The organism is Streptomyces sp. A0642, assembly GCF_004795105.1.
GTDB lineage: Bacteria > Actinomycetota > Actinomycetes > Streptomycetales > Streptomycetaceae > Streptomyces.
Genome location: NZ_SSBL01000002.1, coordinates 695,815 through 721,274, shown reverse-complemented (window position 1 = coordinate 721,274; position 25,460 = coordinate 695,815). Strand labels below are relative to the sequence as shown.

Below are 25,460 nucleotides of genomic sequence, written 5' to 3'. Positions count from 1 at the left end.
CCTCACCTTCCGCCGGGAAGGTGAGGGCTTCGAGTCTTTGGTGCTGCCGACCGGGCTTACGCCTTGGTCAGGTCCTCGACCTCTTCCTCGGGCTCGCGGCCCGGGGTGGTGAGGTTGAACTTGGTGATCGCGAAGCGGAAGACCACGTAGTAGATCGCCGCGAAGACGAGGCCGATCGGAATGATCATCCAGGGCTTCGTCGCCAGGTTCCAGTTCAGGAAGTAGTCGATCGCTCCGGCGGAGAAGCTGAAGCCGTGGTGGACGCCCAGGCCCCAGGTGACGGCCATGGAAACGGCGGTCAGCACGGCGTGGATCACGTACAGCAGCGGCGCGATGAACATGAACGCGAACTCGATCGGCTCCGTGATGCCGGTGACGAACGAGGTCAGCGCGAGGGACATCATCATGCCGCCGACGGCCTTGCGGCGCTCGGGGCGGGCGCAGTGCGTGATCGCCAGGGCGGCGGCCGGAAGCGCGAACATCATGATGGGGAAGAAGCCGGACATGAACTGACCGGCGCTGGGGTCACCGTGGAAGAAGCGCGGCAGGTCGCCGTGCCACATGCCGCCGGCGGAGTCCTTGAAGGACCCGATCTCCTGCCAGGCCACCGTGTTCACGAACTGGTGCATGCCGACAGGCAGCAGGGCGCGGTTGACGACACCGAAGACGCCGGCGCCGACAGCGCCCAGACCGGTCATCCACTCGCCGAAGTTGGTGATGAGGTCACCGATCGGCTCCCAGACCAGGCCGAAGAGAACACCCATGAGGGTGCCGACGAAGGCCATGATGATCGGGACGAGGCGGCGGCCGTTGAAGAAGCCGAGCCAGTCCACCAGCTTGGTGCGGTGGTAGCGCTGCCATATGAACCCGGCGAGGAGTCCCATGACGATGCCGCCGAGGACCTTCGGGTCGTTGTACGTCGCCGCGACGTCGACGCCCTTGTTGGCCGTGGTGTTGACGACGGCGTCCGAGGTCGGGAACGCGGTCAGCACGTTCTTGTAGACCAGGAAGCCGACCAGGGCGGCGAGCGCGGTGGAGCCGTCGGCCTTCTTGGCGAAGCCGATCGCGATACCGACGCAGAACAGCAGCGGCAGGTTGGCGAAGACCGCGTCGCCGGCGGTCGCGAAGACCGCGGCGACCTTGTCCCAGCCGAGACCCTCGGGGCCGAACACATCCGGCTGGCCGAGACGGAGCAGAATGCCCGCGGCCGGCAGCACGGCGATCGGCAGCTGGAGGCTGCGTCCCACCTTCTGCAGGCCCTGGAACAGGCCGGAGCCCCGCTTCTTCGCGGGGGCCGCCGTAGCGGTGGCCGTACTCATCAACTTCCTCCAGTAGGCAAGGCGCCGCCAGGGACAGGGTGTTTTTTGGGGGCGACGACTCGAGAAACGCGACGCGCAGGCGTCGCGTGGTCTGGACCACTGAGTGGTGTAGACCAGTTGTAGCACGGTGAGGGTTAGATAAGGAACCTGCAATTTCCGACTACTTCGCAGCAGTCATCACCCACGCACAGTGACATGCCGAAGGCCCCCGGACCGGAAGTCCGAGGGCCTTCGCCGTTCAGGGTATAACCCCTGGTGAGGCAGCTACTTCGTGAGGTCCCTCTCGATCTCCTCCTCCACCTCGTCGGGCTCACGGCCCGGCGTCTGGAGGTTGAATTTGGTGATAGCGAACCGGAAGATGACGTAGTACACGGCGGCGAACGCCAGCCCGATCGGAATGATCAGCCAGGGTTTGGTCGCCAGACTCCAGTTGATGACGTAGTCGATCAAGCCCGCCGAGAAGCTGAAGCCGTCCTTCGTCCCGAGCGCCCATGTCACCGCCATCGAGACACCCGTGAGCACCGCGTGGATCGCGTACAGCACCGGCGCCACGAAGAGGAACGAGTACTCGATCGGTTCCGTGATTCCCGTCACGAACGAGGTGAGCGCGACCGAGATCATCAGGCCGCCCACCGCCTTGCGGCGATGCGGCTTGGCGCAGTGGTAGATCGCCAGGGCCGCCGCGGGCAGCGCGAACATCATGATCGGGAAGAAGCCCGTCGTGAACTGGCCGGCCGTCGGGTCCCCCGCCAGGAACCGGTTGATGTCACCGTGCACGACCGTGCCGTCCGGCTTGGTGAAGTCACCGAACTGGAACCAGACGAACGTGTTCAGGAACTGGTGCAGCCCGAAGACGAGCAGGGCCCGGTTGGCGATGCCGAAGATGCCGGAGCCCAGCCAGTTCAGATCCACCAGCCACTCCGAGAAGCTGGTCAGCGCGTCACCGACCGGCTGCCACAGCCACGCGCAGAGCGCCGCGAAGAGCAGACCGACGAACGCCATGATGATCGGCACGAGCCGCCGGCCGTTGAAGAACCCCAGCCAGTCCACCAGCTTCACCCGGTGGTACCGCTGCCAGAACCACGCCGACATCAGACCCATCACGATCCCGCCGAACACCCCCGGGTTCTGGTACTCCGCCGCCGTCACCTTCGCGTCACCCGTGACACACGTACCGAACCAGGTGCCGCCCGAGGTGAACGTCGCCCCACCGGGACAGTCCACCGGGAACGCGTGCAGCACGGCGTAGTAGACGAGGAAGCCCGTCACCGCGGCCAGCGCCGTCGAACCGTCCGCCTTCTTCGCCATCCCGATCGCGACACCCACGCAGAACAGCAACGGCAGCCCGAGCCCCGAATCCAGCAGCGCACCACCGGCGGCCGCGAACACCTTCGCGACGTTGTCCCAGCCGAGACCCTCGTCACCGAACACATCCGGCTGGCCGAGCCGGTTCAGAATGCCCGCCGCCGGCAGAACGGCGATCGGCAGCTGGAGGCTGCGCCCCATCTTCTGCAGACCCTGGAAGAAGCCGTTCCACCACTTCTTCTGTGGGATCGCTGCGCTGCTGGAGCTCATGGGCGTCCTCCCGGAACAGGCCACGGTTGGCGGGTGCTGCACACTGGTGTAGACCAGTTGCGGTACGGTGCGGAGCCCGCCCGCGAGACAGGGCACCGGTGATCGTCATCTTTGGTGATGATCGGACCACTCGCTCGCGAAGTTGGGCCAACCGTGCGTTACCGTGACGAAACGGACCCAGGGTGGGCCGTCGCACGTACGTGAAGAACCAGGGAGAAGGCCATGGCCAGCAAGGCTGAGAAGATCGTCGCCGGGCTCGGCGGAATCGAGAACATCGAAGAGGTCGAAGGCTGCATCACCCGCCTCCGCACCGAGGTCATCGACCCGAGCAAGGTCGACGAAGCCGCGCTCAAGGCCGCCGGAGCCCACGGCGTCGTCAAGATGGGCACCGCGATCCAGGTCGTCATCGGCACCGACGCCGACCCCATCGCCGCCGACATCGAAGACATGATGTAACCCGCACAACCCCTCGGGCCCCGGCCCGGAACACCGCAGGCCCCGCCCCCACCAGGACGGGGCCTGCGGCGCACCCACCCCCGCACAGCCCCCACCCCACACCGGAACGCCCCCGCACCCGCACCCGATAAAGTCGACGCCATGTCACGTATCGACGGCCGCACCCCCGACCAGCTCCGCCCCGTCACCATCGAACGCGGATGGAGCAAGCACGCCGAAGGATCCGTACTCATCTCCTTCGGCGACACCAAAGTCTTCTGCACCGCCTCCGTCACCGAAGGCGTCCCCCGCTGGCGCAAGGGCAGCGGCGAAGGCTGGGTCACCGCCGAATACTCCATGCTGCCCCGCTCCACCAACACCCGCGGCGACCGCGAATCCGTACGCGGCAAGATCGGCGGCCGCACCCACGAGATCAGCCGCCTCGTCGGCCGCTCCCTGCGCGCCGTCATCGACTACAAGGCCCTCGGCGAAAACACCATCGTCCTGGACTGCGACGTCCTCCAGGCCGACGGCGGCACCCGCACCGCCGCCATCACCGGCGCCTACGTCGCCCTCGCCGACGCCATCACCTGGGCCGAGCGCAAGAAGATCATCAAGCACGGCCGCAAGCCCCTGACCGGCACCGTCTCCGCCATCAGCGTCGGCATCGTCGACGGCACCCCCCTCCTCGACCTCTGCTACGAGGAAGACGTCCGCGCCGAAACCGACATGAACGTCGTCTGCACCGGCGACGGCCGGTTCGTCGAGATCCAGGGCACCGCCGAGGCCGAACCCTTCGACCGCAAAGAACTGAACGCCCTCCTCGACCTCGCCACCGCCGGCTGCGCCGACCTCACCCAGCTTCAGAAGAGCGCCCTCGCCCTCACCCTCGGCGAGTAAGCCCGGGTAAAGAAGCAACCAAGAACCCCCGCACGGCGTCGATACGCATACGGGCGCACGGGTCGAACCGTGCGCCCGTCCGCACATCCGCACCCGGGGAGGGACCCACCATGGCCACGCGCCACCGCCGCACTGCACTGGCCATCACCGCCGCGCTGCTCACCGTCACCGCCGCGGCCGGCTGCGGCGCACTCGACAAGACCCTCGACTGCGTCCGCACCGCCGACGCCATCGCCACCAGCGTCGACAACCTCCGACAGGCCGTCGCCAACGCCTCCAGCGACCCCACCCAGGCATCCGAATCCCTCGACGAGATCCAGAAGGAACTCAACAACCTCGGCGACAAGACCGACGACGCCGACCTCAGCAAGGCCGCCGACGACCTCCAGGCCGGCGTCGAGAGCGTCCGCGACTCCATCGACAAGGGCGACGCCACCCCCGACATCACCCCCGTCACCGACGCGGCGACGGAGATCGGCAAGGTCTGCACCCCGTAACGGCCTGACCCGGGCGCGGCGATAATCGACCCATGACCCGCCTCATCCTCGCCACCCGCAACGCCGGGAAGATCACCGAACTCCACGCGATCCTCGCCGACGCAGGACTCCCCCACGAGCTCGTCGGCGCGGACGCCTACCCGGAGATCCCCGACGTCAAGGAAACCGGCGTCACCTTCGCCGAGAACGCCCTCCTCAAGGCCCACGCCCTCGCCCGGGCCACCGGCCACCCCGCCATCGCCGACGACTCCGGCCTCTGCGTCGACGTGCTCGGCGGCGCCCCCGGCATCTTCTCCGCCCGCTGGTCCGGCACCCACGGCAACGACCGGGCCAACCTCGACCTGCTCCTGGCCCAGCTCTCCGACATCGACACCCCGCACCGCGCGGCCCACTTCGCCTGCGCCGCCGCCCTCGCCCTCCCCGACGGCACGGAACGCGTGGTCGAGGGCCGCCTGCTCGGCACCCTGCGCCACACCCCGTCCGGCACGGGCGGCTTCGGCTACGACCCGATCCTCCAGCCGGAGGGCGAGACCCGCACGTGTGCGGAGCTGACGGCAGCGGAGAAGAACGCGATCAGCCACCGCGGCAAGGCGTTCCGGGCGCTGGTGCCGGTGGTGCGGGAGTTGGTGGGGTGACGGCCCTCCGCGAACGCCACAGGCCCGGCTCACTGTTGGAGTGAGCCGGGCCTGTGGCGCAGTGCGGCCGGTGGGATTCGAACCCACACAGGATTTCTCCCAGATGCCCCTAAAACACCCGCCGATACCAGTTTGGCTACGGCCGCTTACGTGGATCCATCGTAGCGGGCAGGGGTGTTTGGGGCACAGACAGGCCGCCGCTGCGGCACTCGGAGCCGACCGTCTTCGTCCGGCACCAGGTGTCCGTGAGCGCGTGGCAATTCGGGCAGAGGTATCGAAGGTTGTCCAAGCGGTTGTCTAACCGGTCACCGTTGATGTGGTCGATCTCCAGGACGAGCCGCCGCCCCTGCCACACAGTGCCGAGGCCGCACAGGCGACAGGTCTGAGGAAAGCGTGCCTCGTCGAGCGCTCGTCGTAGGAGCACCGTCTTCGTGCGTGACGAGCCGGCTGGGAGTTTCTGAAGAATCTCTTCCGTCGTTTTGCGGGCAGGTGAGACGCGACCGGCATTGTGCCCTTGCCCAGTGAAGTGGGCTGTCGACAGGCCGTACGCAGCGATGCTTTGCTTGGCCTTCGCTCGTGCCGTGCCGTTGTAGGGGTGTTTCCCGAGTGTGCGCATCACGGCGGCCATGCTGTGAGACGTTGCGACGGCCCGCATGAGCTCGTCCCGTGGGAAGAGACGTTTGATCATGACGCGGACGGCCGCTTGCGGCCGCGGTGAGTATCCGTAATGGCGTGACAGTTGGGACACAACAGGCGCAGATTGTCCGGTCGGTTGTCCCACCAGTCACCGTTCCGGTGATCGACCTCAAGCCGGAGCGGCAGGTTGTTCCAGACAGTGCCCGTGCCACAGACCGCGCATCGTTCCTCCACCCCGCTGCGGATGAGTTCTCGACGGAGCCGTTCCCCGGGGGTTCTTCCGGCCAGTGGTGTTTTCAGAACCAGCAGATTTCCGGGCGGTCCCTTCGGACGGCGAGGCGGCGGTGAGAAGTGTGCCGTGTCGATGTTCAGCGCACGGATCCTACGGCTGATGTGGGTGTGATTGCCCCCGACCGGGCTGACGCCAAGGCGCCGGAGGACCTCCTTGATGGTGGTGGACTGGCTGACCACCTCGCGCAGCCGGGCTTCGCTGTGATGGACCCGGCCCGTAGTGAAGTGCGAGATGTCCACGCCCCACTCCGCCATCTTCTTCCGCAGATAGCTCCGGCTCCCCGGCGTAGGCGTCCCCCCGCACCACCGCACAGCATCATTGGCGTTCGTCGTCTCGCGAGCCGCCTCTTCGAGCAGTTCTCGCGTATACCGAACCGGCACGTTCCCCTCCGTATCCGGCCGCCCTTTCGCGGCCTCGTACGGAGTAACGAACCGTTTATCGGAGAGTCACCTCCGATATCCGACAAGATGCGGAATGGCCCGCCCCGCTTCGGCGGCGACCGAAGCGGGGCGGGCCATTCTCCGTACAGGTGAGGTCAGAACTTCGGGTCCGGGGTCTGGGCGGCGACCAGTTCTGCCGCCTCCTCGTCCGTCTCCACCGACGGCGGGGAGCCCGCCAGCGGCCTGTTGGCCGTTTCCTTCATGCAGGCCACCGCGATCACGCCGACCAGGGCCGCCGCCATCGCGTAGTACGCCGGCATCAGGTTGCTGCCGGACCAGCTGATCAGGGCCGTGATGACCAGCGGGGTCGTGCCGCCGAAGATCGACGCCGACAGGTTGTAGCCCACCGACAGGGACCCGTAGCGGACGTTCGTCGGGAACAGGGCCGGGAGCGCCGCGGACATCGTGCCGAGCATGCAGACCAGCGAGAGGCCCAGCATCAGCATGCCGATGGTGATCGCGGGGATGCTGCCCTGGCGGATCAGGAGGAAGGCCGGGAGGGAGAGGACCAGGAAGCCGAGCATGCCCGCCATGAGGAGGGGCTTGCGCCCGAAGCGGTCGGAGAGCTTGCCCACGTGGCTGATGATCAGCATGAGGAAGACCATGACGGCGAGCAGGATCAGCAGGCCGTGCGTCTCGCTGTAGCCGAGTTCGTCGGAGAGGTACGTCGGCATGTACGACAGCAGCATGTAGTCGGTGATGTTGTACGCGCCGACGAGGCAGATGCAGAGGATCAGCGTCGGCCAGTAGTTGCGGAAGATCTTGGCGAGGTCGCCCTTGGCGGTGGTCTCGACGCCGTCCGCCGCCTCGGTGGCGTGGGCGATGCCGCCCTCCAGCTTCTGGAAGGCGGGGGTCTCGTCGAGGCGCAGTCGCAGGTAGAGGCCGACGAGGCCGAGGGGGCCGGCGACGAGGAAGGGGACGCGCCAGCCCCAGGCTTCCATCTGGGTGTCGTCGAGGAGGGCGTAGAGCGCGGTGACGAGCCCCGCGGCGCCGACGTAGCCGGCGAGGGTGCCGAATTCGAGGAAGCTGCCGAAGAAGCCGCGTCGTTTGTCGGGCGCGTATTCGGCGATGAAGGTGGAGGCGCCGCCGTACTCGCCGCCGGTCGAGAAGCCCTGGAGCATCCGGAAGAGGATGAGGAGGACGGGGGCGCCGACCCCGATGGTGTCGTGGGAGGGGATGAGGCCGATGGCGAAGGTGCCGACCGCCATGAGGATCATGGTGAGGGCGAGGACCTTCTTGCGGCCGATCTTGTCGCCCATGGGGCCGAAGAACATGCCGCCGAGGGGTCGTACGAGGAAGGCGACGGCGAAGGTGGCGAAGGAGGAGAGGAGCTGGGTCGTGTCGTTCCCGGAGGGGAAGAAGACGTGGCCCAGTGTGGCGGCGAGGTAGGAGTAGATGCCGAAGTCGAACCACTCCATGGCGTTACCCAGAGAGGCGGCCTTGACCGCCCTCTTGACCGCCTGGTCGTCCGTGACCGTGATGTCGGTCCTGCGCAGCTTGGGGTTCTGGCGCTTTCGGATGACGCGGAAGAGGGCGGGGTGGCGTTTGACCGCTTCAGGGTCGGCCGCCTGGTGGGGGTCGGAGGCCGCCATGGCCGGGTCCTTTCCTCGGTGGGTGTTCCAGGAAAGGCTTCTGCGCGGACATGGCGGTGGCAAACCGATGGGGCGAAGGATTGGGATGTCCATCACATGATTTCGGCCGTTCGGCCTAATCCGTGGGTGGTTTCCTGACGACTTGCCCGGTAGGTCAGATGCCCAGGTCCTTGATGATCTTGGCGACGTGGCCGGTGGCGCGCACGTTGTAGAAGGCGTGCTCGACCTTGCCGTTCTCGTCGACGACGATCGTGGAGCGGATGACGCCCTCCACCGTTTTGCCGTAGTTCTTCTTCTCGCCGAAGGCGCCGTAGGCCTCCAGGGTCTTCTTGTCGGGGTCGCCGACCAGCGTGACCTTGAGGTTCTCCTCGTCGCGGAACTTGGCGAGCTTCTCCGGCTTGTCGGGGGAGACGCCGATGACGTCGTAGCCGGCGGTGGCCAGGAGGTCGAGGTTGTCGGTGAAGTCGCAGGCCTGCTTGGTGCAGCCGGGGGTAAGCGCACGCGGGTAGAAGTAGACGATGACCTTGCGGCCCTTGTGGTCGGCGAGCGAGACGTCGTTGCCGTCGGCGTCCGGGAGGGTGAAGGCGGGGGCGGTGTCGCCGGGCTGGAGTCGCTCGCTCATGGTTCTCCTCGTTGGTACGTGGGGTGTACGGGTCCGAGAGTAATAGGGGTGCCGCCGGGTGCGTGGGCGGTCGAGCTGACAGACTGTCGATGAAGGTTTACCGGACGAGGATCACGGAGGCGGCGCAGTGTCGGATGCCAGGAGCCCTGCGCAGATCGAGGCGGACATCATCAGCAGGCGTGAGCAGCTGGCGGTGGTGCTCGATGAGATCGGGGTGCGGCTGCACCCGAAGACGATCATGGGTGATGCGAAGGCCAAGGTGGCCGGGACGGTGGACCGGACGGCCGGACGGGCGTTCGTCACGGTGAACCGGGCGGTGTCGGACGTGAAGGCGCAGTTCGTGTCGGAGGACGGTGCGCCGCGTCTGGAGCGGGTGATTCCGGCGGCGTTGCTGGCTGCGGGTGTGGTGGGTCTGGTCGTCGCTTCGAAGCGGCGCCGGAAGCGTTGACACCCGAGGGCGCGGGTCCGTGCCGGGGCCAGGTAGGTTGCGGGGCGTGAGCGAGAACAGCGACGACAAGCTGCCCATCCGGATGCTGCACGACCGTGTGCTGGTCCGGTCCGATTCGCCCGAGGGCGAGCGGCGGTCGGGCGGCGGCATTCTGATTCCGGCGACGGCTGCGGTCGGGCGCCGGCTGGGCTGGGCCGTGGTGGTCGCGGTGGGGCAGAACGTGCGGACCGTGGAGCCGGGGGACCGGGTGCTGTACGACCCCGAGGACCGTGCCGAGGTGGAGGTGCGGGGCGTGGCGTATGTGCTGATGCGGGAGCGGGATCTGCATGCGGTGGCCGCGGACCGGTTCGAGGGTTCGGTGGATTCGACCGGCCTGTATCTGTAGTCCTGAGGGTGGTGCGAGGGGCCTGGTGACCGTTGTCACCAGGCCCTTTGCCTGTCCTTTGCTACGGTGGAGGGAACCCGACGAGACGCGCCGTACCGGGCTTCGGCAAAGACGACGCACCGTGTTGTCCGAGTGTTCTGTCGTCGGAGGTGCCGTCGTGGCGTGGGTTCTGTTGGTGGTCGCGGGTCTGCTGGAAGTGGCCTGGTCGATCGGGATGAAGTACACCGAGGGGTTCACCCGGCTGTGGCCGAGTGTGTTCACGGGGCTCGGGATCGTGGCGAGCATGCTGTTGCTGTCGCATGCGGCGCGGACGTTGCCGATCGGCACGGCGTACGGGGTGTGGGTCGGTATCGGTGCGGCGGGTGCGGCGGTGCTGGGCATGGTGGTGCTGCACGAGCCGGTGACGGCGGCCCGGATCTTCTTCGTGTGTCTGTTGCTGGTGGCGGTGGTGGGGCTGAAGGCGACGTCGGGTCATTGACGCCGCCGGGTCACCTGCGGAGGGGGGCGGTAGGGGCGCGGGTGCCGCGGGGGCCTTCGAAGAAGCCGCCGTTGTCGCCGCCCCCGCCGCCGCTGTCGTCCTCGCCGCCGGTGCCGCCCGTGGTGTCTCCGCCGCCGTTGTCCTCGCCGCCGTCCGTCGTTCCGCCGTCGCTGTCCGTGCCGCCGGTGTCGTCGGTGCCGCCGGGGGTGGTCCGCGGTGCGGACGGGGTGGTGGGCGGGGTGCTGCCCGGGGTGGCGGGGCGTGTGCGGGACGGGCTCCGGGTGGGCTGTCCGGTGGTGCCGGGCACGGTGTTCTCGTCGCTCGGCAGTTCGGTCTGGTCGCTGCCGGGCTCCAGGTCGAGGTCGAACTCCTCGACGGGCGTGCCCCGCAGGGCGGCTCCGGTGTACTGGGCCCAGGTCAGGGCCGGTGCGCCGCCGCCGTTGATGCGGGGCAGGCCGAGTGCTCCGTAGAGCGGTTTCTGGGCTCCGGTGTCGGGGTTCTGGCCCATGACGGCGATGACGGTGGCGAGGTCGGGGGTGTAGCCGGCGAACCAGGCGGCCTTGTCCTCCTCGGCGGTGCCGGTCTTCCCGGCGGCGGGGCGTCCGGCGCCCTGGGCGGCGGTGCCGGTGCCTCCTTCGACGACGCTCCGGAGGATCGATGTGGTGGTGTCGGCGGCCTCGCGGGTGACGGTCTGTTCGGTGGTGCGGTCGGGGAGCTTGACGCTCTCGCCGTCCTTGGTGACGTGGTCGACGAGGACGTGGGCGCCGTGTTCGCCGTGGTTGGCGAGGGTGGCGTAGGCCTCGGTCATGTCGAGGACGCTGGCGGTGGAGGGGCCCAGCGCGATGGACGGGGAGGCGGTGAGGTCGGGGGTGTCCTTGGGGATGCCGAGGTCGATGGCGGTGGTGCGGACCTTCTCGGGGCCGACGTCCTCGGCCATCTGGGCGTAGACGGCGTTGACGGATTTGTCGGTGGCGGCGCGGACGGTGAGGGGTCCGTAGCTGACGTCGTCCTCGTTGGCGGGGTCGTATCCGGTGGGTCCGTCGGGGCCCTGGACCATGCGCTTGTTGGTGCCGTCGTAGAGGGTCTCAGGGGTGATGCGGCGGCCGTCCTGTGTGGTGGAGCGGTGGGCGACGGCGGAGGTGAAGACGAACGGCTTGAAGGTGGAGCCGACCTGGTAGTCGCGACGGGTGGCGTTGTTGACGTACTGCCGGGTGTAGTCGATGCCGCCGTACAGGGCGAGGACCCGGCCGGTGGCGGGGTCGATGGAGGCGCCGCCGACGCGGACGTTGCGGTCGGCCTTGTTCTGTTTGCTGGTCTTGGACATGACGTTGTCGTCGACGGCTTCGACGAGGGCGTCCTGCTTCTTCTTCTCCAGCGTGGTGGTGATGCGGTAGCCGCGGGTGGCGAGGGTCTTCTCGTCGAGGATGTCGTTGCGGACGAGGTAGTCCTCGACGGCCTGGACGATGTAGCCGCGTTGTCCGGAGAGGCTGTTGGTGGGCTTGACGGGGCCGGGCACGGGGAAGGTGAGGGCGGCGCGTCGGCCGGGGCCGAGCCACTTCTCCTTGACCATGCCGTCGAGTACGTAGTTCCAGCGGGCGAGGGCCGCGGGCTTGTTCTCGGGGTGGGTGACGATGTCGTAGGCGCTGGGGGCGTTGAGCAGGGAGGCGAGGTAGGCGCCTTCGGCGGTGGTGAGGTCGCCGACGTCCTTGCTGTAGTAGGCCTGGGCGGCGGCCTGGATGCCGTAGGCGTTGCGGCCGAAGTAGCTCGTGTTGAGGTAGCCCTCGAAGATCTGGTCCTTGGATTCTTCGCGGTTGAGCTTGATCGCGATGAAGAATTCCTTGATCTTGCGGACGACGGTCTGTTCCTGGCCCAGGTAGTAGTTCTTGACGTACTGCTGGGTGATGGTGGAGCCGCCCTGTTTGCCCTTGCCGGTGAGGGTGTTCCAGCCGGCCCGGATCATCGCCTTGACGTCGACGGCGCGTTCGGAGTAGAAGTCGCGGTCCTCGGCGGCGAGGACGGCGTGCTGGACGGTGCGGGGGACCTGGGCGAGTCTGACGTTCTCCCGGTTCACTTCGCCGTCGCGGGCGATGACGCTGCCGTCCTTGTAGAGGTAGACGTTGGACTGGGCGGTGGCGCTGGCGTTGGCGGGCGGGATGTCGACGAGTTGGTAGCCGGCGATGAAGCCGCCGATCAGGACGAGTGCGATGAGGAGGATGCCGCCGAGGACCATGCGCCAGGTGGGGACGGCGCGGCGCCAGCCGGTGCGTTTGGGGCGCCTGGACTTGGGCTTCCTCTGCTTTCCCGTGCCCTTTCCGCCGGCGGCCGGGGTGCCCTGTTCCGCGGGGGCGGCAGCGTCGGCAGACAGGTCTCTGGGGGTCCAGCCGGGGTCTGCCGGGTCCCCGTTCTGCTGCTGTGGCTCGTCGCTCATGTCGGTGCAGACTCCTCGGCCGCGGTCAGTTCTCCCATACTGCACTTTTCTGTGGAATAACTACCGGATCGACCTTCGTAAAGCGGTCGCGGCGGGTCCCTCGCTGGGCTAGGCTCCTGCGCTTTGGTGTCCGCGTACGGCGCGGCACCCCGAGCGCTGGGGGTGGTGGTGCGGCTCTACGCGGTGGTGGTGGCGGGCGGGTTCCGGCGCTATGCCACGTACCGGATCGAGACGGCTGCCGGGGTCTTCACGAACACGGTCTTCGGTTTCGTCCTGGCGTACACGTATGCGGCCCTGTGGGACGAGCGTCCGCAGCTCGGCGGTTACGACGTGTCGCAGGCGCTCACGTACGTGTGGCTGGGCCAGGCGCTGTTGATGACGTGCGTGATGATGGGCGGCGGTTTCGAGGACGAGCTGATCGAGCGGATCCGCACGGGCGATATCGCGGTCGATCTCTACCGGCCGGTTGACCTGCAACTGTGGTGGCTGGCAGGTGACTTGGGGCGGGCGGCGTTTCATCTGCTGGGACGCGGGATCGTGCCGATGATCCTGGGCTCGCTCGCCTTCGATCTGGCGATGCCCGAGTCGCCGGGGACGTGGGTGGCCTTCCTGGTCGCGGTGGTGCTGGGGGTCGTGGTGAGTTTCGCGATCCGTTATCTGGTGGCGCTGTCGGCTTTCTGGCTGATGGACGGGGCGGGGGCGGCACAGATCGCGTTCCTGGCGGGCATGTTCTTCTCGGGGATGCTGGTGCCGCTGAACCTGTTCCCGGGGCTGCTGGGGGAGGTGGCGCGGGCGCTGCCGTGGTCGGCGCTGCTCCAGGTGCCCGCCGACGTGTTCCTCGGCAAGCACACGGGCTGGGGCCTGGTGGGGGTGTACGCGTTCCAGGCGGCCTGGGCGCTGGTGCTGCTGCTGGCGGGGCGGCTGCTCCAGTCGGTGGCGACGCGGAGGGTGGTGGTCCAGGGTGGCTGAGGCGGTGGACGAGGTGGTGGCCCGGGGGCCGGCGGTGGTGTTCGTCCCCCGGTCGCGGCTGGTGGAGGGGGTCCGGGCGTATGGGCTGATCGTGGCGATGTGGCTGCGGTCGACGATGGCCTACCGGGCGTCGTTCGTGATGACGACGTTCGGGAACTTCGCGGCGACGGCGTTCGACTTCGTGGCGATCCTGCTGATGTTCTCCCACGTCGAGGCGCTGGGTGGCTACACGCTGCCGGAGATCGCGCTGCTGTACGGGGCCTCGGGTACGGCGTTCGGCCTGGCGGACCTGCTGATGGGGTCGATGGACCGGCTGGGCCGCCGGGTGCGGGACGGGACGCTGGACACGCTGCTGGTGCGGCCGGCTCCGGTGCTGGCGCAGGTGGCGGCGGACCGGTTCGCGTTGCGCAGGCTGGGACGGGTGAGTCAGGGCCTGCTGGTGCTCGGCTATGCGCTGGTGACGCTGGACGTCGACTGGACGGTGGCGAAGGCGGTGCTGGTGCCGCTGATGGTGCTGAGCGGTGCGGCGATCTTCGCGGCGGTGTTCGTGGCCGGGGCGGCGTTCCAGTTCGTCGCGCAGGACGCCTCGCAGGTGCAGAACTCGTTCACGTACGGAGGAGCGACCCTGCTCCAGTACCCGCCGACGATCTTCGCGACGGACCTGCTGCGCGGGGTGACGTTCGTCGTCCCTCTGGCCTTCGTGAACTGGCTGCCGTCCCTGTACGTGCTGGGGCGGGAGTATCCGCTGGACCTGCCGGAGTGGGTGGCGTTCCTGCCTCCGCTGGTGGCGGGTGCGTGCGGGGCGCTCGCGGGGTGGGCGTGGCGGGCGGGGCTGCGGGCGTACCGGAGCACGGGAAGTTGACGCGGGGCGAGCGGGAAGAGGCGGCGGACATGGATACGGACTTCATCGAGCTGGACGGCGTGGAGAAGGTCTTCGACGTCCGTCGCAGGACGGGATTCCTGCGCAGCGAACGGCGTGCGGTGCGGGCTGTCGACGGGATCAGCTTCCGTGTGGCGCGGGGGGAGATGGTCGGCTACATCGGCCCGAACGGGGCGGGGAAGTCGACGACCATCAAGATGCTGACCGGGATCCTCACCCCGAGCGCCGGTTCGCTGCGGGTGGCGGGCATCGATCCGTCCCGGGAGCGTACGAGGCTGGCGCACCGGATCGGTGTGGTGTTCGGGCAGCGCACCACGCTGTGGTGGGACCTGCCGCTGCGGGACTCGTACCGTCTGATGCACCGGATGTACCGGATCCCCGATGACCGTTTCCGGGTCAACATGGACCGCTGCGTCGAACTCCTCGATCTCGCGGCGCTGCTGGACGTGCCGGTGCGGCAGCTGTCCCTGGGGCAGCGGATGCGGGGCGATATCGCGGCCGCACTGCTGCACGACCCGGAGGTGCTGTATCTGGACGAGCCGACGATCGGTCTCGACGTGGTGTCGAAGGCGAAGGTCCGCGGCTTCCTGCGGGACCTGAACGCGGAGCGCGGGACGACGGTGCTGCTCACCACCCACGACCTGACCGATATCGAGCAGCTGTGCAAGCGGGTGATGGTGATCGACCACGGCCGTCTGATGTACGACGGCGCGCTCGCGGGCCTGCACGAGGTGGGGGAGAGCGAGCGGATGCTCGTGGTGGATCTGGAGCGGGAACTCCCCCCGATCCGGCTGGAGTCGGAGCCCTCGGTGCGTACGGTGAAGGTGGAGGGGGTACGGCAGTGGCTGGCGTTCCCGGCGTCCGCGTCGGCGGCTCCGCTGGTGGCGCGGATCGCGGCGGAGTACCCGTTGGTGGACCTCTCGGTGCGGGAGCCGGACATCGAGGCCGTGATCGCGAAGATGTACGCGTCGGCTTCGGGCGCGTAGCGCGGCGGCCGGCCGGGCGAGGGCGGCGCGCCGGCCGCGCTGCCCCAGCCCGCGTCCTGGGTTCCGCGTCCTGTCAGCCGAGGGCGCCGAGGAGTTCGTTGCACGCCTGTTCGCAGGAGCGGCAGGCTTCGGCGCAGAGGCGGCAGTGCTCGTGCATCTCCGCGTGCCGTCCGCATTCGTCGGCGCACGCCTTGCAGACCGTGGCGCACGCCCGGAGGATCGCGGCGCTGACGTTGGCGTCGTAACCGGTGTGGCGGGAGAGGACCGCGGCGGTGGCGGTGCAGATGTCGGCGCAGTCCATGTCGGTGCGGATGCACTTGGCCAGATCACCCACCATGCCCTCGGACAGGCAGGCGTCCGCGCATGCCGTACACGCCTGCGCGCAGGCGACGCACGCCTCGACGCACTGGGCGAGCTTGGCCTGGTCGATGGCGCCGAGGTCGGCCGGGTAGGTGGCGAGCATGCCCTTCACGGTGCTGGTCATCGGAATGCCTCCGTTCTCCCGGGGGGCCGGCGTGTCCGGGGCGGCCGCCGTCGAAGTCCCCGGTACTTCCAGCTAACGCCCCCGCGCGCGTATGCGCCCGGCCGCACCATGAGGTGCGGCCGGACGCGGTGCCGGGCCGGCGGGTCAGTGGTAGGCGTGGACGACGGCGTGGCCCTTGCCGCGGCCGATCATCCACCTGTTGACGGGCGTCGTGATCAGGAAGGCGATGACGAAGCCGCCCAGCAGCGAGGTCCAGAACAGGGTGTCGGCGAGGTGGGCGTCCATGGCCCCGGGGACCAGGGCGATGATGCCGTTGTCCACGAGCTCCATCACCACGATCGAGACGGTGTCCGCGGCGAGGGCGACCTTGAGGGCGGTCCTGAGGTCCAGCCCCGCCTTGCGGATGCCGAACAGCGTGAACGAGTAGCCGAAGACGAAGGCGAGAGCGATCGCCAGGATCATCGTCGAGACGTTGCCCCACATCAGGGCGGTGCCGATGATCATGCCCAGGATCTCGCCGACGGCGCATCCGGTCAGGCAGTGCAGCGTCGCCTGCGCGGCGGCGCCCCAGGTCACCCCGCCCGTCCCGTGCCCGGCGTGACCCGCGTGCGCCTGGTGCGCGGCGTGGTCGTGCGCGGCGGCTGAGTGGTGTGCGCTGTGATCCATGACCGTCATCCCCCATCCAGTCCGGCGTGGTCCCGCTCTCGCGGTCCAGACCCCGACTGTATACCCCCTAGGGGTATGTCGCAAAGGTGGAGGGACCCGCGGAAGGCGGAAGGGCGCCGCTGCCGCTGCGCCCGTCCCGGCGGCTCGCCCGCCCTCCGGGCCGTCGGACGCCCTCCCATCCGGCGGTTTCCATGGCGTGGCGCCCCAGGGTCAATAGGCTGCTCGGTATGACAAGCGAACTTCCGGAGATGCGCGCCTCCGACGCCGAACGTGAACGGATCGCCGAGGTTCTGCGGGAGGCGGTGGCCGAGGGCCGGCTGCGGATGGAGGAGTTCGAGCAGCGGCTGGACGCCGCCTATCGGGCCCGTACGCACGGTGAGCTCGAACCGCTCGTCCGCGATCTGCCCGCGCCCGGAGGCGCGGCGGTGGCGCCGGTGGCCGGGGGGCGGCCCCGGACGGGATCGATGGCCCGCTGGCCGGACCGTGTCGGCAGGCCCGCCACGTCGAGGGGCGCCTTCGCCTTCTGGGGCGGGTTCTCGCGCCGGGGGCACTGGACGGTCAGCCGGGTGTTCACCGCGTTCGCGATGTGGGGCGGTGGCGAGATCGATCTGCGCGAGGCGAACTTCGAGGACGGCGAGGTGGTCATCCGCTGCTTCGCGATCATGGGCGGCATGCAGGTGACGGTGCCGCCGGAGCTGAACGTCGAGGTCCGCGGCATCGGCATCATGGGCGGTTTCGGGGAGCGCGCGAAGGACGACGGGGACCCGGCGCCGGACGCTCCCCGGGTGCGGATCACCGGCCTCGCCCTGATGGGGGGCGTCGGGGTGGAGCACAAGCGGAGCAAGGCGGAGAAGCAGCGCCTGCGGAACGCGGAGCTCCCGAGCCTGGAGAAGGGCGACCGCGAGGCGTAGGGGGCGTCGCCTGCTGTGAGCGTTCTCGTGGCAGCAGGCGACGCGGCTGCCCGGGGAGTGCTCGTCACACCAGGCGGCGCGCCTGCCCTGAGCGTTCTCGCGACACCGGGCGTCGTGCCCGCCCCGCGGGGGCTCTCGCTACAGCGCGTCGGACGACGGCTGGGTGCGCAGCAGCCCCTTCAGGTCGATGAGCGATCCCAGGCTCTGGTAGCCGGCGTCGTTCAGGTGGAGGTGGTCGCCGGAGTCGTAGGCGGACAGCAGCCGGTCGGGCCGGGACGGGTCGCGTACCGCGCGCTCGAAGTCGAGGACCTCGTCGAAGACGCCGCCGGCCCGGATCGTCTCGTTGACCCGGATCCGTACGGCGTTCTGGGCCGGGGTCCAGGTGCGGTAGCCCTCGTACGGCATCAGGGTCGCGCCGGCGACCCGCAGTCCGCGGGCGTGCGCGCGCTGCGTCAGGGTGCGCAGGGCGTCCGTGATCCGTGCCGGGTCCGTCTCGTGGGGGATGGCGCGGATGTCGTTGATGCCGAGGGCGATGACGACGGTTCTGGCTCCGCCGACGCCCAGGACGTCGCGTTCGAAGCGGTCGAGGGCGCGGGGACCGGCGCCGTCGCGCAGGAGGCGGTTGCCCGCGATGCCCTGGTTGACCACGGCGTACCGGCCGTGCAGCCGGTCGGCGAGGACGTCGGGCCAGCGGCTGTTCGCGTCGGTGGTGGAGCCGCTGCCCGCGGTCAGCGAGTCGCCGAACGCGACGAGCGTCCCGGCGGCGGTGTCACCGCGTACGTCGACGGCGGTGAGGTAACGCCAGTCCGTGGTGGGCCGGGTGCCGCGCGCGTCCTCGGTGGAGGACGTCTGGTGGCTGTTGGGGTGGACGGTGACCGGACCCCGGGCGGTGGGGGTGCGCAGGGTGACGACCAGATCGGCGTCGGCGGCGACCGGGACGACGACGGGATCGCTGACGATCTGCCCGCCGGCGGCGACGGTCACGGCCGGGGCGCTGCGGAACGTCACCGGGAGGGTGTTCACGGTGACGCGGTCGATGAGCAGCGGGTGGGTACCGAAGAGGTTGGAGAGGGTGATGCGGGCCGCGTCGCCGCCGATGCTGGTGTGCACGACGTTATGGATGGTGCGCAGGGCCGGGTCCGTGCCCTGCTCCGGGTCGGTGACGCCGCGGACGGGGGCCGCGGCCCAGGTGGCGAGCCAGTGGCCGGTGGAGTGCGCCGGTGCGACGGGGCTGCGGGCCGCGCCCTGCGGGCCGGGGGCGGCGACGGGCTTCGCCCCGGGCCCGGAGAACAGCAGGGACCCGGCGAACGCCACGACGGCGGCGAGCGCGGCGGTGCCGGCCACGAGGGCTATGAGCAGGGCGTACCCCTGGCGCCTGGGCATGGACGGTGTGTCTCCTCGTTGGTTCGCCGGCCGGTTCGTTCGTGGGCCGGACTCATGATGCGGCAGGGCGCGGGGAACTCGACGTGCGGCCCGGGAGTAGGTCAGGTAGGCACAATGCGTACGGGACGCCGGGGGCGACGGGTACGCGGACGGGTGGAGCGGATGGAACGGATCGAAGGCACGGGCGAGGACGCGGCGTCCGGCGCGGCGGACAACGGGACGGCGGGCACCGGCGCGGGTGCGGGCGGCCCCGGCCGGGGGCCGGGGCGGCGGTCGGGCGCGCGCCCGCCGTCGGCCCTCGCCTCGTTCGCGTACACGGCCGCCGACGAGGAGAAGCGCCGTGGCGTACGGCGCATGAAGACCACGGCCACAGGACTCCTTCTGCTCGTCGCGCTGGTGTACGTCCTCGCCACATGGGCGAAGAACGAAGGGGTGGACGGCTGGCCGGGCTTCGTCGCGGCGGCCGCCGAGGCGGGCATGGTGGGTGCGCTGGCCGACTGGTTCGCGGTCACTGCTCTCTTCAAGCGTCCGCTGGGTCTGCCCATTCCGCACACCGCCATCATTCCCACCAAGAAGGACCAGCTGGGCGCCTCCCTCGGTTCCTTCGTCGGCGAGAACTTTCTGTCGGGCGAGGTCGTCCGCGACCGGATCCACTCCCTGGCCATCGGCGGCAGGCTCGGCTCCTGGCTCGCGGAGCCGGCCCACGCGGACCGGGTGACGGCCGAACTGTCGACCGCGCTGCGGGGCGCGCTCACCGTCCTGCGGGACTCGGACGTGCAGGCGGTCGTCGGTGAGGCGATCACCCGCCGGGCGAACGCCGCGGAAGTCGGCCCCGGGCTCGGCAAGATGCTGGAGAAGATCGTCGCCGACGGCGGGCACCGCAAGGTGGTGGACCTGGTCTGTGTGCGGGCGCACGACTGGCTGGTGGAGCACGGCGACTCGGTGATGGACGCGGTGCAGGGCGGGGCGCCGGGCTGGACCCCGCGTTTCGTCGACAAGCGGGTGGGCGAGCGGGTCTACAAGGAGCTGCTGCGGTTCGTCACCGAGATGCGCGACATGCCGGGGCACCCGGCCCGCAGCTCGATCGACACGTTCCTGACGGACTTCGCGGCCGATCTCCAGACCGATGAGGAGACCCGGGCCCGGGTGGAGCGGCTGAAGTCGGAGATCCTGGGGCGCGGCGAGGTCCAGGACGTCATCGCCTCCGCCTGGTCGTCCGTCCGCCAGATGATGATCACGGCGGCGGAGGACGAGCGGAGCGAACTGCGGTTGCGGGCGCGCGCCTCGCTGATGTCGCTGGGCGCACGGCTCGCGACGGACGGGCGGCTCCAGGCGAAGCTGGAGGGCTGGCTGGAGGACGCGGCGGTGTACGTGGTGACGACCTACCGGGCGGAGATCACCTCACTGATCAGCGACACGGTGGCCGGCTGGGACGCGGACCAGACGTCGAAGAAGATCGAGGCGCACATCGGCCGCGACCTGCAGTTCATCCGGATCAACGGCACGGTGGTGGGCGCGCTGGCGGGCCTGGCGATCTATGCGGTGTCCTGGGCGTTCGGCGCCTGAGGGCCGTACGCCGGGGAGGGACCGGGTGCGCATCCGTCCTGTCGATCACTTCGGATACGCACCCGGGTTACGCGGGGGAGTGCCCATGTATACGGGCCCGGCGCCGCCCGCGTTCACCGCGTGCGGAAGAAGTCCCCCCGAGCGGGTTCAGGCGGCGCGGCGCGTGACGGCCCACGAGGCGGCGGCCACCGTGCCGGCCGCGGTGAACACCGCGGGCCAGGCGCCGACCTTCTTCGCCAGCGGGTGCGACCCCGCGAACGCGGCGACATAGGCGGTGGTCAGGGCGGCGGCGGCCCGGGGCCCGGCCTGCCGGTTCCACTCGTACGCGGCGACGCCTCCCGCGGCGGCGAGCGCGACCCCGCCCAGCGGCCGCTTCCTGGTCCACCGCGCGACGGCGTAGCCGCCGACCAGTCCGCCCGCCGCCACCGCCGCTGCCGGAACCTTCGCCATCGCAGCCACCTCAGCCTTCTCGTAGATCGTCGTCGCCGTACCCGCGGTGTGCACACCGCCCGTACCGGCTTTCGGCTCCGAGGCTAACGCGGTCGCCGGCCGGCGGGGCGGGCGGTATGGTCTGGGCCAACCTACGAGGGGGCCTCACATGTCTGTCCGCATCCGCATGTCCACCGCCGCACCGGCCCTGGCGGCCGCTCTGATGGTGGCCCTGGCCGGCTGCACCGCGGCGAGCACGTCACAGGGCCCCGGGGGCGATGTCCCGTACGTGGCGCCCTCGGTGAACGCGTCGGCGGTGGACAAGGGGATCCAGCAGGCCGAGGCGGACGCGGAGGCGCAGGCGGACGCCGAGGCGCAGGCGGACAGGAAAACGGCCCTGAGTACCAAGCCCCAAGAGGTACGCAGCGCCTTCGCCGGTCTCCAGGCCACGTACCAGGACGGCTGCGCCCCCGGGGCAGGCGACTGCGCCTACTTCCTCGGCCGGGTGAACACGGAGCTGGCCGGTCTGGACGAGTCGATGAGGGCCGAAGGCGACGACGGGCTGCGCCACTTCAAGGAGCCGCTGGCGTGGATGAGCGCGCTGCGCACCGCGCTGGCCGGGGACGCCTCCACGAACAACCTGGAGAAGCACCGCAAGCAGCTCATCGGCACGCGCGACCGCGTCAACGCCTGGATGCAGGGCCACCCGGAGGACTACCGCTGACCGGTCGGCGGCCGGTCACGAGCCGTAGGACGCGAGCAGCGTGAGCACCTCGGCGATCCGCTCACGCGCCCCGTCGTCCGTGAGGGCCCCGTCGGCGCCGACCGGATCCCGGCCCACCGCGACCCGTACGCAGGCCGGTTCGACGACCACCGCTCCGGTGTAGCCGAGCACGGTCCGCAGCGTGGCCTCCGCGCCCTGCCCGCGTCCCGGCGCCGCGGCGCTCACCCAGGCCACCGGCTTGTCGCAGATCTCGGTCCCGCCGACCGTCCAGTCCAGCAGGTTCTTGAACGCGCCGGGCAGGGTCCCCGCGTATTCCGGTGTACAGACCAGCAGCGCGTCGGCCGCGTCGATCGCCGACCGCAGAGCCGCCACCGGCTGCGGCAGCGGTTCGGCGTCGTCGTCCGGATTGAACGGCGGGAGGCCGGCCAGACCCTCGTAGAACACGGTCCGTACTCCGGGCGGCGTCACGGCCTGCGCGGTGCGCAGCACCGTCTCGTTGGAGGAGCCCGCCCGCAGGCTGCCGGACAGCAGAAGGACCACGCGTGGTGTCGACATGCCCTGCCAACCCCGTGGAGCCCGGCATCCATTCCCGGACGCGGGCGTCATCGGGACCGGGGCCGGTTCGCAGGCCCGGGGCGGCCCTGTTGTGTCACTCGCGCGCCCGCGCCAGGATCAACGGTGCCGTGCGGGCGGCCCTGCACGGCCGTCGTCGCACCGAACTCGACCTGGAGGCCGCAGCGTTCATGAGTGACTTCAGCATCCACCGCGGGCAGGCGCACCACACCTGGGACCGGACGATCGCCCCCGTCGCCACGCTCCACCCCGGCGACGAGGCGGTCCTGGAGTTCCAGGACGCGAGCGGTGGCCAGTTGGAGAGGGAGTCGACCGCGGCGGACCTCACCGGACTCGACTTCGGCACCCTCAACCCGGTCACCGGGCCGCTGCGCGTGGCCGGCGCCGAGCCGGGTGACGCGTTGGTCGTCGACGTCCTCGACGTACAGGTGGGGGACTGGGGCTGGACCGCCTGCCTGCCCGGATTCGGGCTGCTCGCCGACGACTTCCCCGATCCGCACCTGCGGATCTCCGCCATCGGCGACGGCCACGCGGAACTCCTGCCCGGCCTGCGGATTCCCGTCGTGCCGATGATCGGGACGATCGGCGTCGCCCCGCCCGAGCCCGGGCCGCATTCGGTCATCCCGCCCCGCCGCTGGGGCGGCAACATGGACATCCGCCACCTCGGCCCCGGCGCGCGGCTGATCCTGCCCGTGGGCGTGGCCGGCGCCCTGCTCTCGGCGGGCGACGCGCACGCCGCGATGGGCGACGGCGAGGTCTGCGGTACGGGGATCGAGACCGGGGCCACCGTGCGGCTGCGCGTGGACGTCCGCAAGGGCGCGGCGCCCCGCACCCCGGTGATCGAGACCGACCCGGTGAGCGCCCGGGCCGGGGCGGCCCTGGCGACGACGGGTATCGGCCCTGACCTGATGGAGGCGGCCAAGGACGCCGTCCGGGCGCTGATCGAGGAGATCACGGGCCGTACGGGCCTCGCCCCGCAGGACGCGTACCTGCTGGCGAGCGTGGCGGCGGACCTGAAGATCTCCGAGGTGGTGGACGCGCCGAACTGGGTGGTCACGGCCCATGTGGAGCGGGACCTGCTGGCCGGTTAGTGGACGCGGGCGGGACGGTGGCCGGGGCTCTGCCCACGGCCGCCTTCCCGCCCGACGCGCGTGTCAGCCCATCGCGTTGCGCCAGACGGTCAGGTCGATCGTCATGTAGTCACTGGCCGAGTCCTCGGGCGAGTGGCCCTGGTACGTCAGGAGTCCGAGGTGCCCCGTACCCGTGGTGATGCAGATCTGACGGCCCTTGGAGAGCTTGTCCACATAGATGTTGGTGGTGAACCGGGTCTCCGAGCGGCAGGTCTCCAGTGACCCCTGCTGCCCCGGGTCGAGCAGGGCGAGGCGTCCGCCTTCCTCCTCGGCGTCGAGGTATCCGCCGGTGTCGTAGGACAGTTCGTACCCGCTGTCCTCGCCGTCCTGGGGGCGGACCTCCTCGTCGCCGAGCGTCAGGTGGTATCCGGCGGTGAGGTTGATGCCCGGGAACTCGCGGGGCTCCGGGTCCGCGACGGCGGAAGGCTTCGGGTCCGCCTCCGCGCCTCCGTCCCCCTCCTCCGCACTGGGCGACGAGCTCGCCTGCTTCTGCGTCGGTGTGCTTCCGCCCTTCGGCGACCCGCTGCTCTGCGACGACTTCCCGTCGTCCTTCAGCAGGAAGTACGCCGTCCCGCCGCCCGCGATGCCGACGACGAGTGCGACGGCGATCGCGATGGCCGCGACCCGGCCGCCGCGGCGCTTGGCGGGCTGCGGCGCCGCCGGTCCCTGCGGCGGCTGGTGCCCGGGGTACGTCTGGGCCTGGGCCGGGTACGCGGTGGGGAACTGCGTCGGGGCCTGCGCCTGCGAGGGCGGGCCCGGCTGGTAGGGGTGGGCGGGGCCCGGCTGGTAGGGCTGCGCGGGCTGGGTGGGAGCGGAGTGTCCCGGACCCGGGTACGGCGTCTGCGCGCCCTGCGGCGACTGGCCGGGCGGCGGTGTGACCGGAGGACCGTAGCCCGGAGGCGGGGTGCTCGGCGCCGCCGGAGTCGTGGGCGAGTAGGCGACCGCCGGGGCGGCCGCCGGAGGCGGCGGGGTCTGCGCGGGGGCGGGAGCCGCCGCCCGTACGGTGATGTCGGCGGCCACCGGGCTCGGCAGCCAGTCCTCGGGGCGCCGCAGCACCGTCTCCGCGTTCGCGGTCTGGCACAGCGCGATGACCTCGGCCACCGAGGGCCTGGCCTCCGCGTCCTTGGCCAGGCAGCGGCTGACCAACTCCATCAGCCGCTCCGGGACGCCGGTGAGGTCCGGGTCCTCGTGGACGATCCGGTAGAGCACCCCGTGCGAGGTCCCCTCGCCGAAGGCCGGTGACCCCGTGGCCGCGTACGCCGCGACCTGTCCGAGCGCGAAGATGTCGGTGGCCGGGGTGACCCGGCGCCCCGCGGCCTGCTCCGGCGCCATGAACGACGGCGTGCCGATGGTGACGCCGCTGCCGGTGAGCGAGGTAGCGTCGGCCGCGTACGCGATGCCGAAGTCGATGACGCGCGGACCGTCGGCGGCCAGCAGCACGTTCGACGGCTTGAGGTCGCGGTGCACGATGCCCGCACCGTGAATGACGTGCAGGGCCTCGGCCATCCCGGCGATCAGCAGCAGGACGGCCTCGACCGGCAGCGCCCCGTGCGCGACGACGGCGTCGGCGAGCGAGGGCCCCGGCACGTACGCGGTGGCGAGCCACGGCTGCGCACCCTGGGTGTCGGCGTCGATGACGGGCGCGGTGAACAGCCCCTGCACACGCTGCGCCGACTGCACCTCCTGCGCGAACCGCCTCCGGAATTCGGGGTCTTCGCCGAATTCGGGCCGGATCACCTTGATGGCGACGGGCCGGCCGCCGGGCGTGTACGACAGGTACACCTTGCCCATACCGCCGGCGCCGAGCTTCGCGGCGAGACGGTATCCGGCGATGGTGGCCGGGTCGTCGGCCGCGAGTGGCTGGAAGACCTGGGAGACGCTGCCCCGGTTTGGCTGCTGACCGCTCATGAACTCATAACTCCCCCGAAGAGCACTGCTGTCGACACGGCACCCTATCCAAAACCCGACGGGTGCAGAACGCGCGTTTCAAGGGGCCCGTACGTTCGCCGCGGTGACCGGGCGCGCACCCGGAAGACACGATTTCCGTTGCACGGCCGGCAGGTCTGCCTGATCATGG

General features: G+C 70.2%; 27 protein-coding genes, 1 tRNA gene and 1 riboswitch. Of the genes, 14 read left to right on the top strand and 14 right to left on the bottom strand.

Going from position 1 to position 25,460, the window contains the following annotated elements; all coding sequences use genetic code 11:
• Positions 1-56: 56 nt before the first annotated feature.
• Together E6R60_RS06890 and E6R60_RS06885 are read right to left on the bottom strand one after the other, a co-directional pair.
• Complete coding sequence (locus E6R60_RS06890) at positions 57-1,319, bottom strand: PTS transporter subunit EIIC (protein WP_136325487.1); 1,263 nt, start codon at positions 1,317-1,319, stop codon at positions 57-59.
• Positions 1,320-1,583: 264 nt separating this feature from the next.
• On the bottom strand, positions 1,584-2,894 hold the full coding sequence (locus E6R60_RS06885; RefSeq protein WP_136325486.1) for a PTS transporter subunit EIIC: 1,311 nt from the start codon (positions 2,892-2,894) through the stop codon (positions 1,584-1,586).
• Between the two features lie 222 nt (positions 2,895-3,116).
• Between E6R60_RS06885 and E6R60_RS06880 the strand changes: the two genes are divergently transcribed.
• From E6R60_RS06880 to rdgB, 4 genes are all read left to right on the top strand, one after another.
• The gene (locus tag E6R60_RS06880; RefSeq protein ID WP_018517946.1) at positions 3,117-3,350 is read left to right on the top strand and encodes a PTS glucose/sucrose transporter subunit IIB; all 234 of its coding nucleotides are present in this window, start codon (positions 3,117-3,119) and stop codon (positions 3,348-3,350) included.
• Between the two features lie 141 nt (positions 3,351-3,491).
• Positions 3,492-4,229, top strand: coding sequence for a ribonuclease PH (gene rph / locus E6R60_RS06875; RefSeq protein ID WP_136325485.1), 738 nt, complete (start codon positions 3,492-3,494; stop codon positions 4,227-4,229).
• 110 nt (positions 4,230-4,339) lie between these two features.
• Positions 4,340-4,726 (top strand): hypothetical protein, encoded by a 387-nt coding sequence (locus E6R60_RS06870; RefSeq protein WP_136325484.1) that lies wholly within the window; start codon positions 4,340-4,342, stop codon positions 4,724-4,726.
• A 32-nt stretch (positions 4,727-4,758) separates the two neighbouring features.
• Positions 4,759-5,361 carry an RdgB/HAM1 family non-canonical purine NTP pyrophosphatase gene (rdgB, locus tag E6R60_RS06865; RefSeq protein WP_136325483.1) on the top strand — a complete coding sequence of 201 codons (603 nt, stop codon included), beginning with the start codon at positions 4,759-4,761 and terminating at the stop codon, positions 5,359-5,361.
• Positions 5,362-5,423: 62 nt separating this feature from the next.
• Here rdgB and E6R60_RS06860 read toward each other — a convergent pair.
• From E6R60_RS06860 to bcp, 5 genes are all read right to left on the bottom strand, one after another.
• Positions 5,424-5,507: transfer RNA gene (locus tag E6R60_RS06860), tRNA-Leu, on the bottom strand.
• The gene (locus E6R60_RS06855) at positions 5,498-5,977 is read right to left on the bottom strand and encodes an HNH endonuclease (protein WP_240802426.1); all 480 of its coding nucleotides are present in this window, start codon (positions 5,975-5,977) and stop codon (positions 5,498-5,500) included. The genes E6R60_RS06860 and E6R60_RS06855 overlap by 10 nt, the downstream gene beginning before the upstream one ends.
• A 68-nt stretch (positions 5,978-6,045) precedes the next feature.
• Entirely contained in the window at positions 6,046-6,528 is a 483-nt protein-coding gene (locus tag E6R60_RS06850) for an HNH endonuclease (RefSeq protein WP_346766060.1), read from the bottom strand.
• Between the two features lie 296 nt (positions 6,529-6,824).
• Entirely contained in the window at positions 6,825-8,321 is a 1,497-nt protein-coding gene (gene proP, locus E6R60_RS06845) for a glycine betaine/L-proline transporter ProP (RefSeq protein ID WP_136325480.1), read from the bottom strand.
• Positions 8,322-8,475: 154 nt separating this feature from the next.
• Complete coding sequence (bcp, locus tag E6R60_RS06840; protein WP_136325479.1) at positions 8,476-8,943, bottom strand: thioredoxin-dependent thiol peroxidase; 468 nt, start codon at positions 8,941-8,943, stop codon at positions 8,476-8,478.
• A gap of 127 nt (positions 8,944-9,070) precedes the next feature.
• Here bcp and E6R60_RS06835 point away from each other — a divergent pair, with 127 nt between their 5' ends.
• The 3 genes from E6R60_RS06835 to E6R60_RS06825 all read left to right on the top strand — a co-directional run bounded on the left by E6R60_RS06835 (position 9,071) and on the right by E6R60_RS06825 (position 10,254).
• Positions 9,071-9,391: a DUF3618 domain-containing protein gene (locus E6R60_RS06835; protein ID WP_136325478.1), complete on the top strand. Its 321-nt coding sequence runs from the start codon at positions 9,071-9,073 to the stop codon at positions 9,389-9,391.
• Positions 9,392-9,437: 46 nt separating this feature from the next.
• On the top strand, positions 9,438-9,776 hold the full coding sequence (locus E6R60_RS06830; RefSeq protein WP_136325477.1) for a co-chaperone GroES: 339 nt from the start codon (positions 9,438-9,440) through the stop codon (positions 9,774-9,776).
• Positions 9,777-9,825: 49 nt separating this feature from the next.
• Positions 9,826-9,897: riboswitch (guanidine-III (ykkC-III) riboswitch) on the top strand.
• 36 nt (positions 9,898-9,933) lie between these two features.
• A complete protein-coding gene (locus tag E6R60_RS06825; RefSeq protein WP_018555875.1) occupies positions 9,934-10,254 on the top strand; it encodes a multidrug efflux SMR transporter in 321 nt (106 codons plus the stop codon).
• Between the two features lie 10 nt (positions 10,255-10,264).
• Here E6R60_RS06825 and E6R60_RS06820 read toward each other — a convergent pair whose 3' ends face one another.
• A complete protein-coding gene (locus tag E6R60_RS06820; protein WP_136325476.1) occupies positions 10,265-12,682 on the bottom strand; it encodes a transglycosylase domain-containing protein in 2,418 nt (805 codons plus the stop codon).
• A 168-nt stretch (positions 12,683-12,850) separates the two neighbouring features.
• Here E6R60_RS06820 and E6R60_RS06815 point away from each other — a divergent pair, with 168 nt between their 5' ends.
• Genes E6R60_RS06815 through E6R60_RS06805 form a run of 3 tightly spaced genes read left to right on the top strand, consistent with a single transcriptional unit; the run spans position 12,851 to position 15,517 of the window.
• Positions 12,851-13,651, top strand: coding sequence for an ABC-2 family transporter protein (locus E6R60_RS06815; protein ID WP_136325584.1), 801 nt, complete (start codon positions 12,851-12,853; stop codon positions 13,649-13,651).
• 4 nt (positions 13,652-13,655) lie between these two features.
• On the top strand, positions 13,656-14,513 hold the full coding sequence (locus E6R60_RS06810; protein WP_240802425.1) for an ABC transporter permease: 858 nt from the start codon (positions 13,656-13,658) through the stop codon (positions 14,511-14,513).
• 29 nt (positions 14,514-14,542) lie between these two features.
• Entirely contained in the window at positions 14,543-15,517 is a 975-nt protein-coding gene (locus E6R60_RS06805) for an ATP-binding cassette domain-containing protein (RefSeq protein WP_136325475.1), read from the top strand.
• A 73-nt stretch (positions 15,518-15,590) separates the two neighbouring features.
• Here E6R60_RS06805 and E6R60_RS06800 read toward each other — a convergent pair whose 3' ends face one another.
• Both E6R60_RS06800 and E6R60_RS06795 read right to left on the bottom strand, forming a co-directional pair.
• On the bottom strand, positions 15,591-16,001 hold the full coding sequence (locus tag E6R60_RS06800; RefSeq protein WP_136325474.1) for a four-helix bundle copper-binding protein: 411 nt from the start codon (positions 15,999-16,001) through the stop codon (positions 15,591-15,593).
• Positions 16,002-16,145: 144 nt separating this feature from the next.
• Positions 16,146-16,667, bottom strand: coding sequence for a DUF4396 domain-containing protein (locus E6R60_RS06795; protein WP_136325473.1), 522 nt, complete (start codon positions 16,665-16,667; stop codon positions 16,146-16,148).
• Between the two features lie 248 nt (positions 16,668-16,915).
• On the opposite strand from E6R60_RS06795, the gene E6R60_RS06790 reads away from it, so the two are divergent.
• A complete protein-coding gene (locus E6R60_RS06790; RefSeq protein WP_206309332.1) occupies positions 16,916-17,578 on the top strand; it encodes a DUF1707 domain-containing protein in 663 nt (220 codons plus the stop codon).
• 138 nt (positions 17,579-17,716) lie between these two features.
• Here E6R60_RS06790 and E6R60_RS06785 read toward each other — a convergent pair whose 3' ends face one another.
• Positions 17,717-18,961, bottom strand: a complete 1,245-nt coding sequence (locus E6R60_RS06785; protein ID WP_136325471.1) for an SGNH/GDSL hydrolase family protein — start codon at positions 18,959-18,961, stop codon at positions 17,717-17,719.
• A 114-nt stretch (positions 18,962-19,075) separates the two neighbouring features.
• On the opposite strand from E6R60_RS06785, the gene E6R60_RS06780 reads away from it, so the two are divergent.
• A complete protein-coding gene (locus tag E6R60_RS06780; RefSeq protein ID WP_136325470.1) occupies positions 19,076-20,527 on the top strand; it encodes a DUF445 domain-containing protein in 1,452 nt (483 codons plus the stop codon).
• A 147-nt stretch (positions 20,528-20,674) separates the two neighbouring features.
• On the opposite strand, the gene E6R60_RS06775 is transcribed toward E6R60_RS06780, so the two are convergent.
• On the bottom strand, positions 20,675-20,977 hold the full coding sequence (locus tag E6R60_RS06775) for a hypothetical protein (protein WP_136325469.1): 303 nt from the start codon (positions 20,975-20,977) through the stop codon (positions 20,675-20,677).
• A gap of 148 nt (positions 20,978-21,125) precedes the next feature.
• Between E6R60_RS06775 and E6R60_RS06770 the strand changes: the two genes are divergently transcribed.
• A complete protein-coding gene (locus tag E6R60_RS06770; RefSeq protein ID WP_240802415.1) occupies positions 21,126-21,680 on the top strand; it encodes a hypothetical protein in 555 nt (184 codons plus the stop codon).
• A gap of 15 nt (positions 21,681-21,695) precedes the next feature.
• On the opposite strand, the gene E6R60_RS06765 is transcribed toward E6R60_RS06770, so the two are convergent.
• Positions 21,696-22,235, bottom strand: coding sequence for an NADPH-dependent FMN reductase (locus tag E6R60_RS06765; RefSeq protein ID WP_136325468.1), 540 nt, complete (start codon positions 22,233-22,235; stop codon positions 21,696-21,698).
• 128 nt (positions 22,236-22,363) lie between these two features.
• Between E6R60_RS06765 and E6R60_RS06760 the strand changes: the two genes are divergently transcribed.
• On the top strand, positions 22,364-23,344 hold the full coding sequence (locus E6R60_RS06760; protein ID WP_240802414.1) for an acetamidase/formamidase family protein: 981 nt from the start codon (positions 22,364-22,366) through the stop codon (positions 23,342-23,344).
• Positions 23,345-23,407: 63 nt separating this feature from the next.
• Here the strand turns inward: E6R60_RS06760 and E6R60_RS06755 are convergent, their stop codons facing one another.
• The gene (locus tag E6R60_RS06755; protein ID WP_136325467.1) at positions 23,408-25,291 is read right to left on the bottom strand and encodes a serine/threonine-protein kinase; all 1,884 of its coding nucleotides are present in this window, start codon (positions 25,289-25,291) and stop codon (positions 23,408-23,410) included.
• Positions 25,292-25,460: the final 169 nt, after the last annotated feature.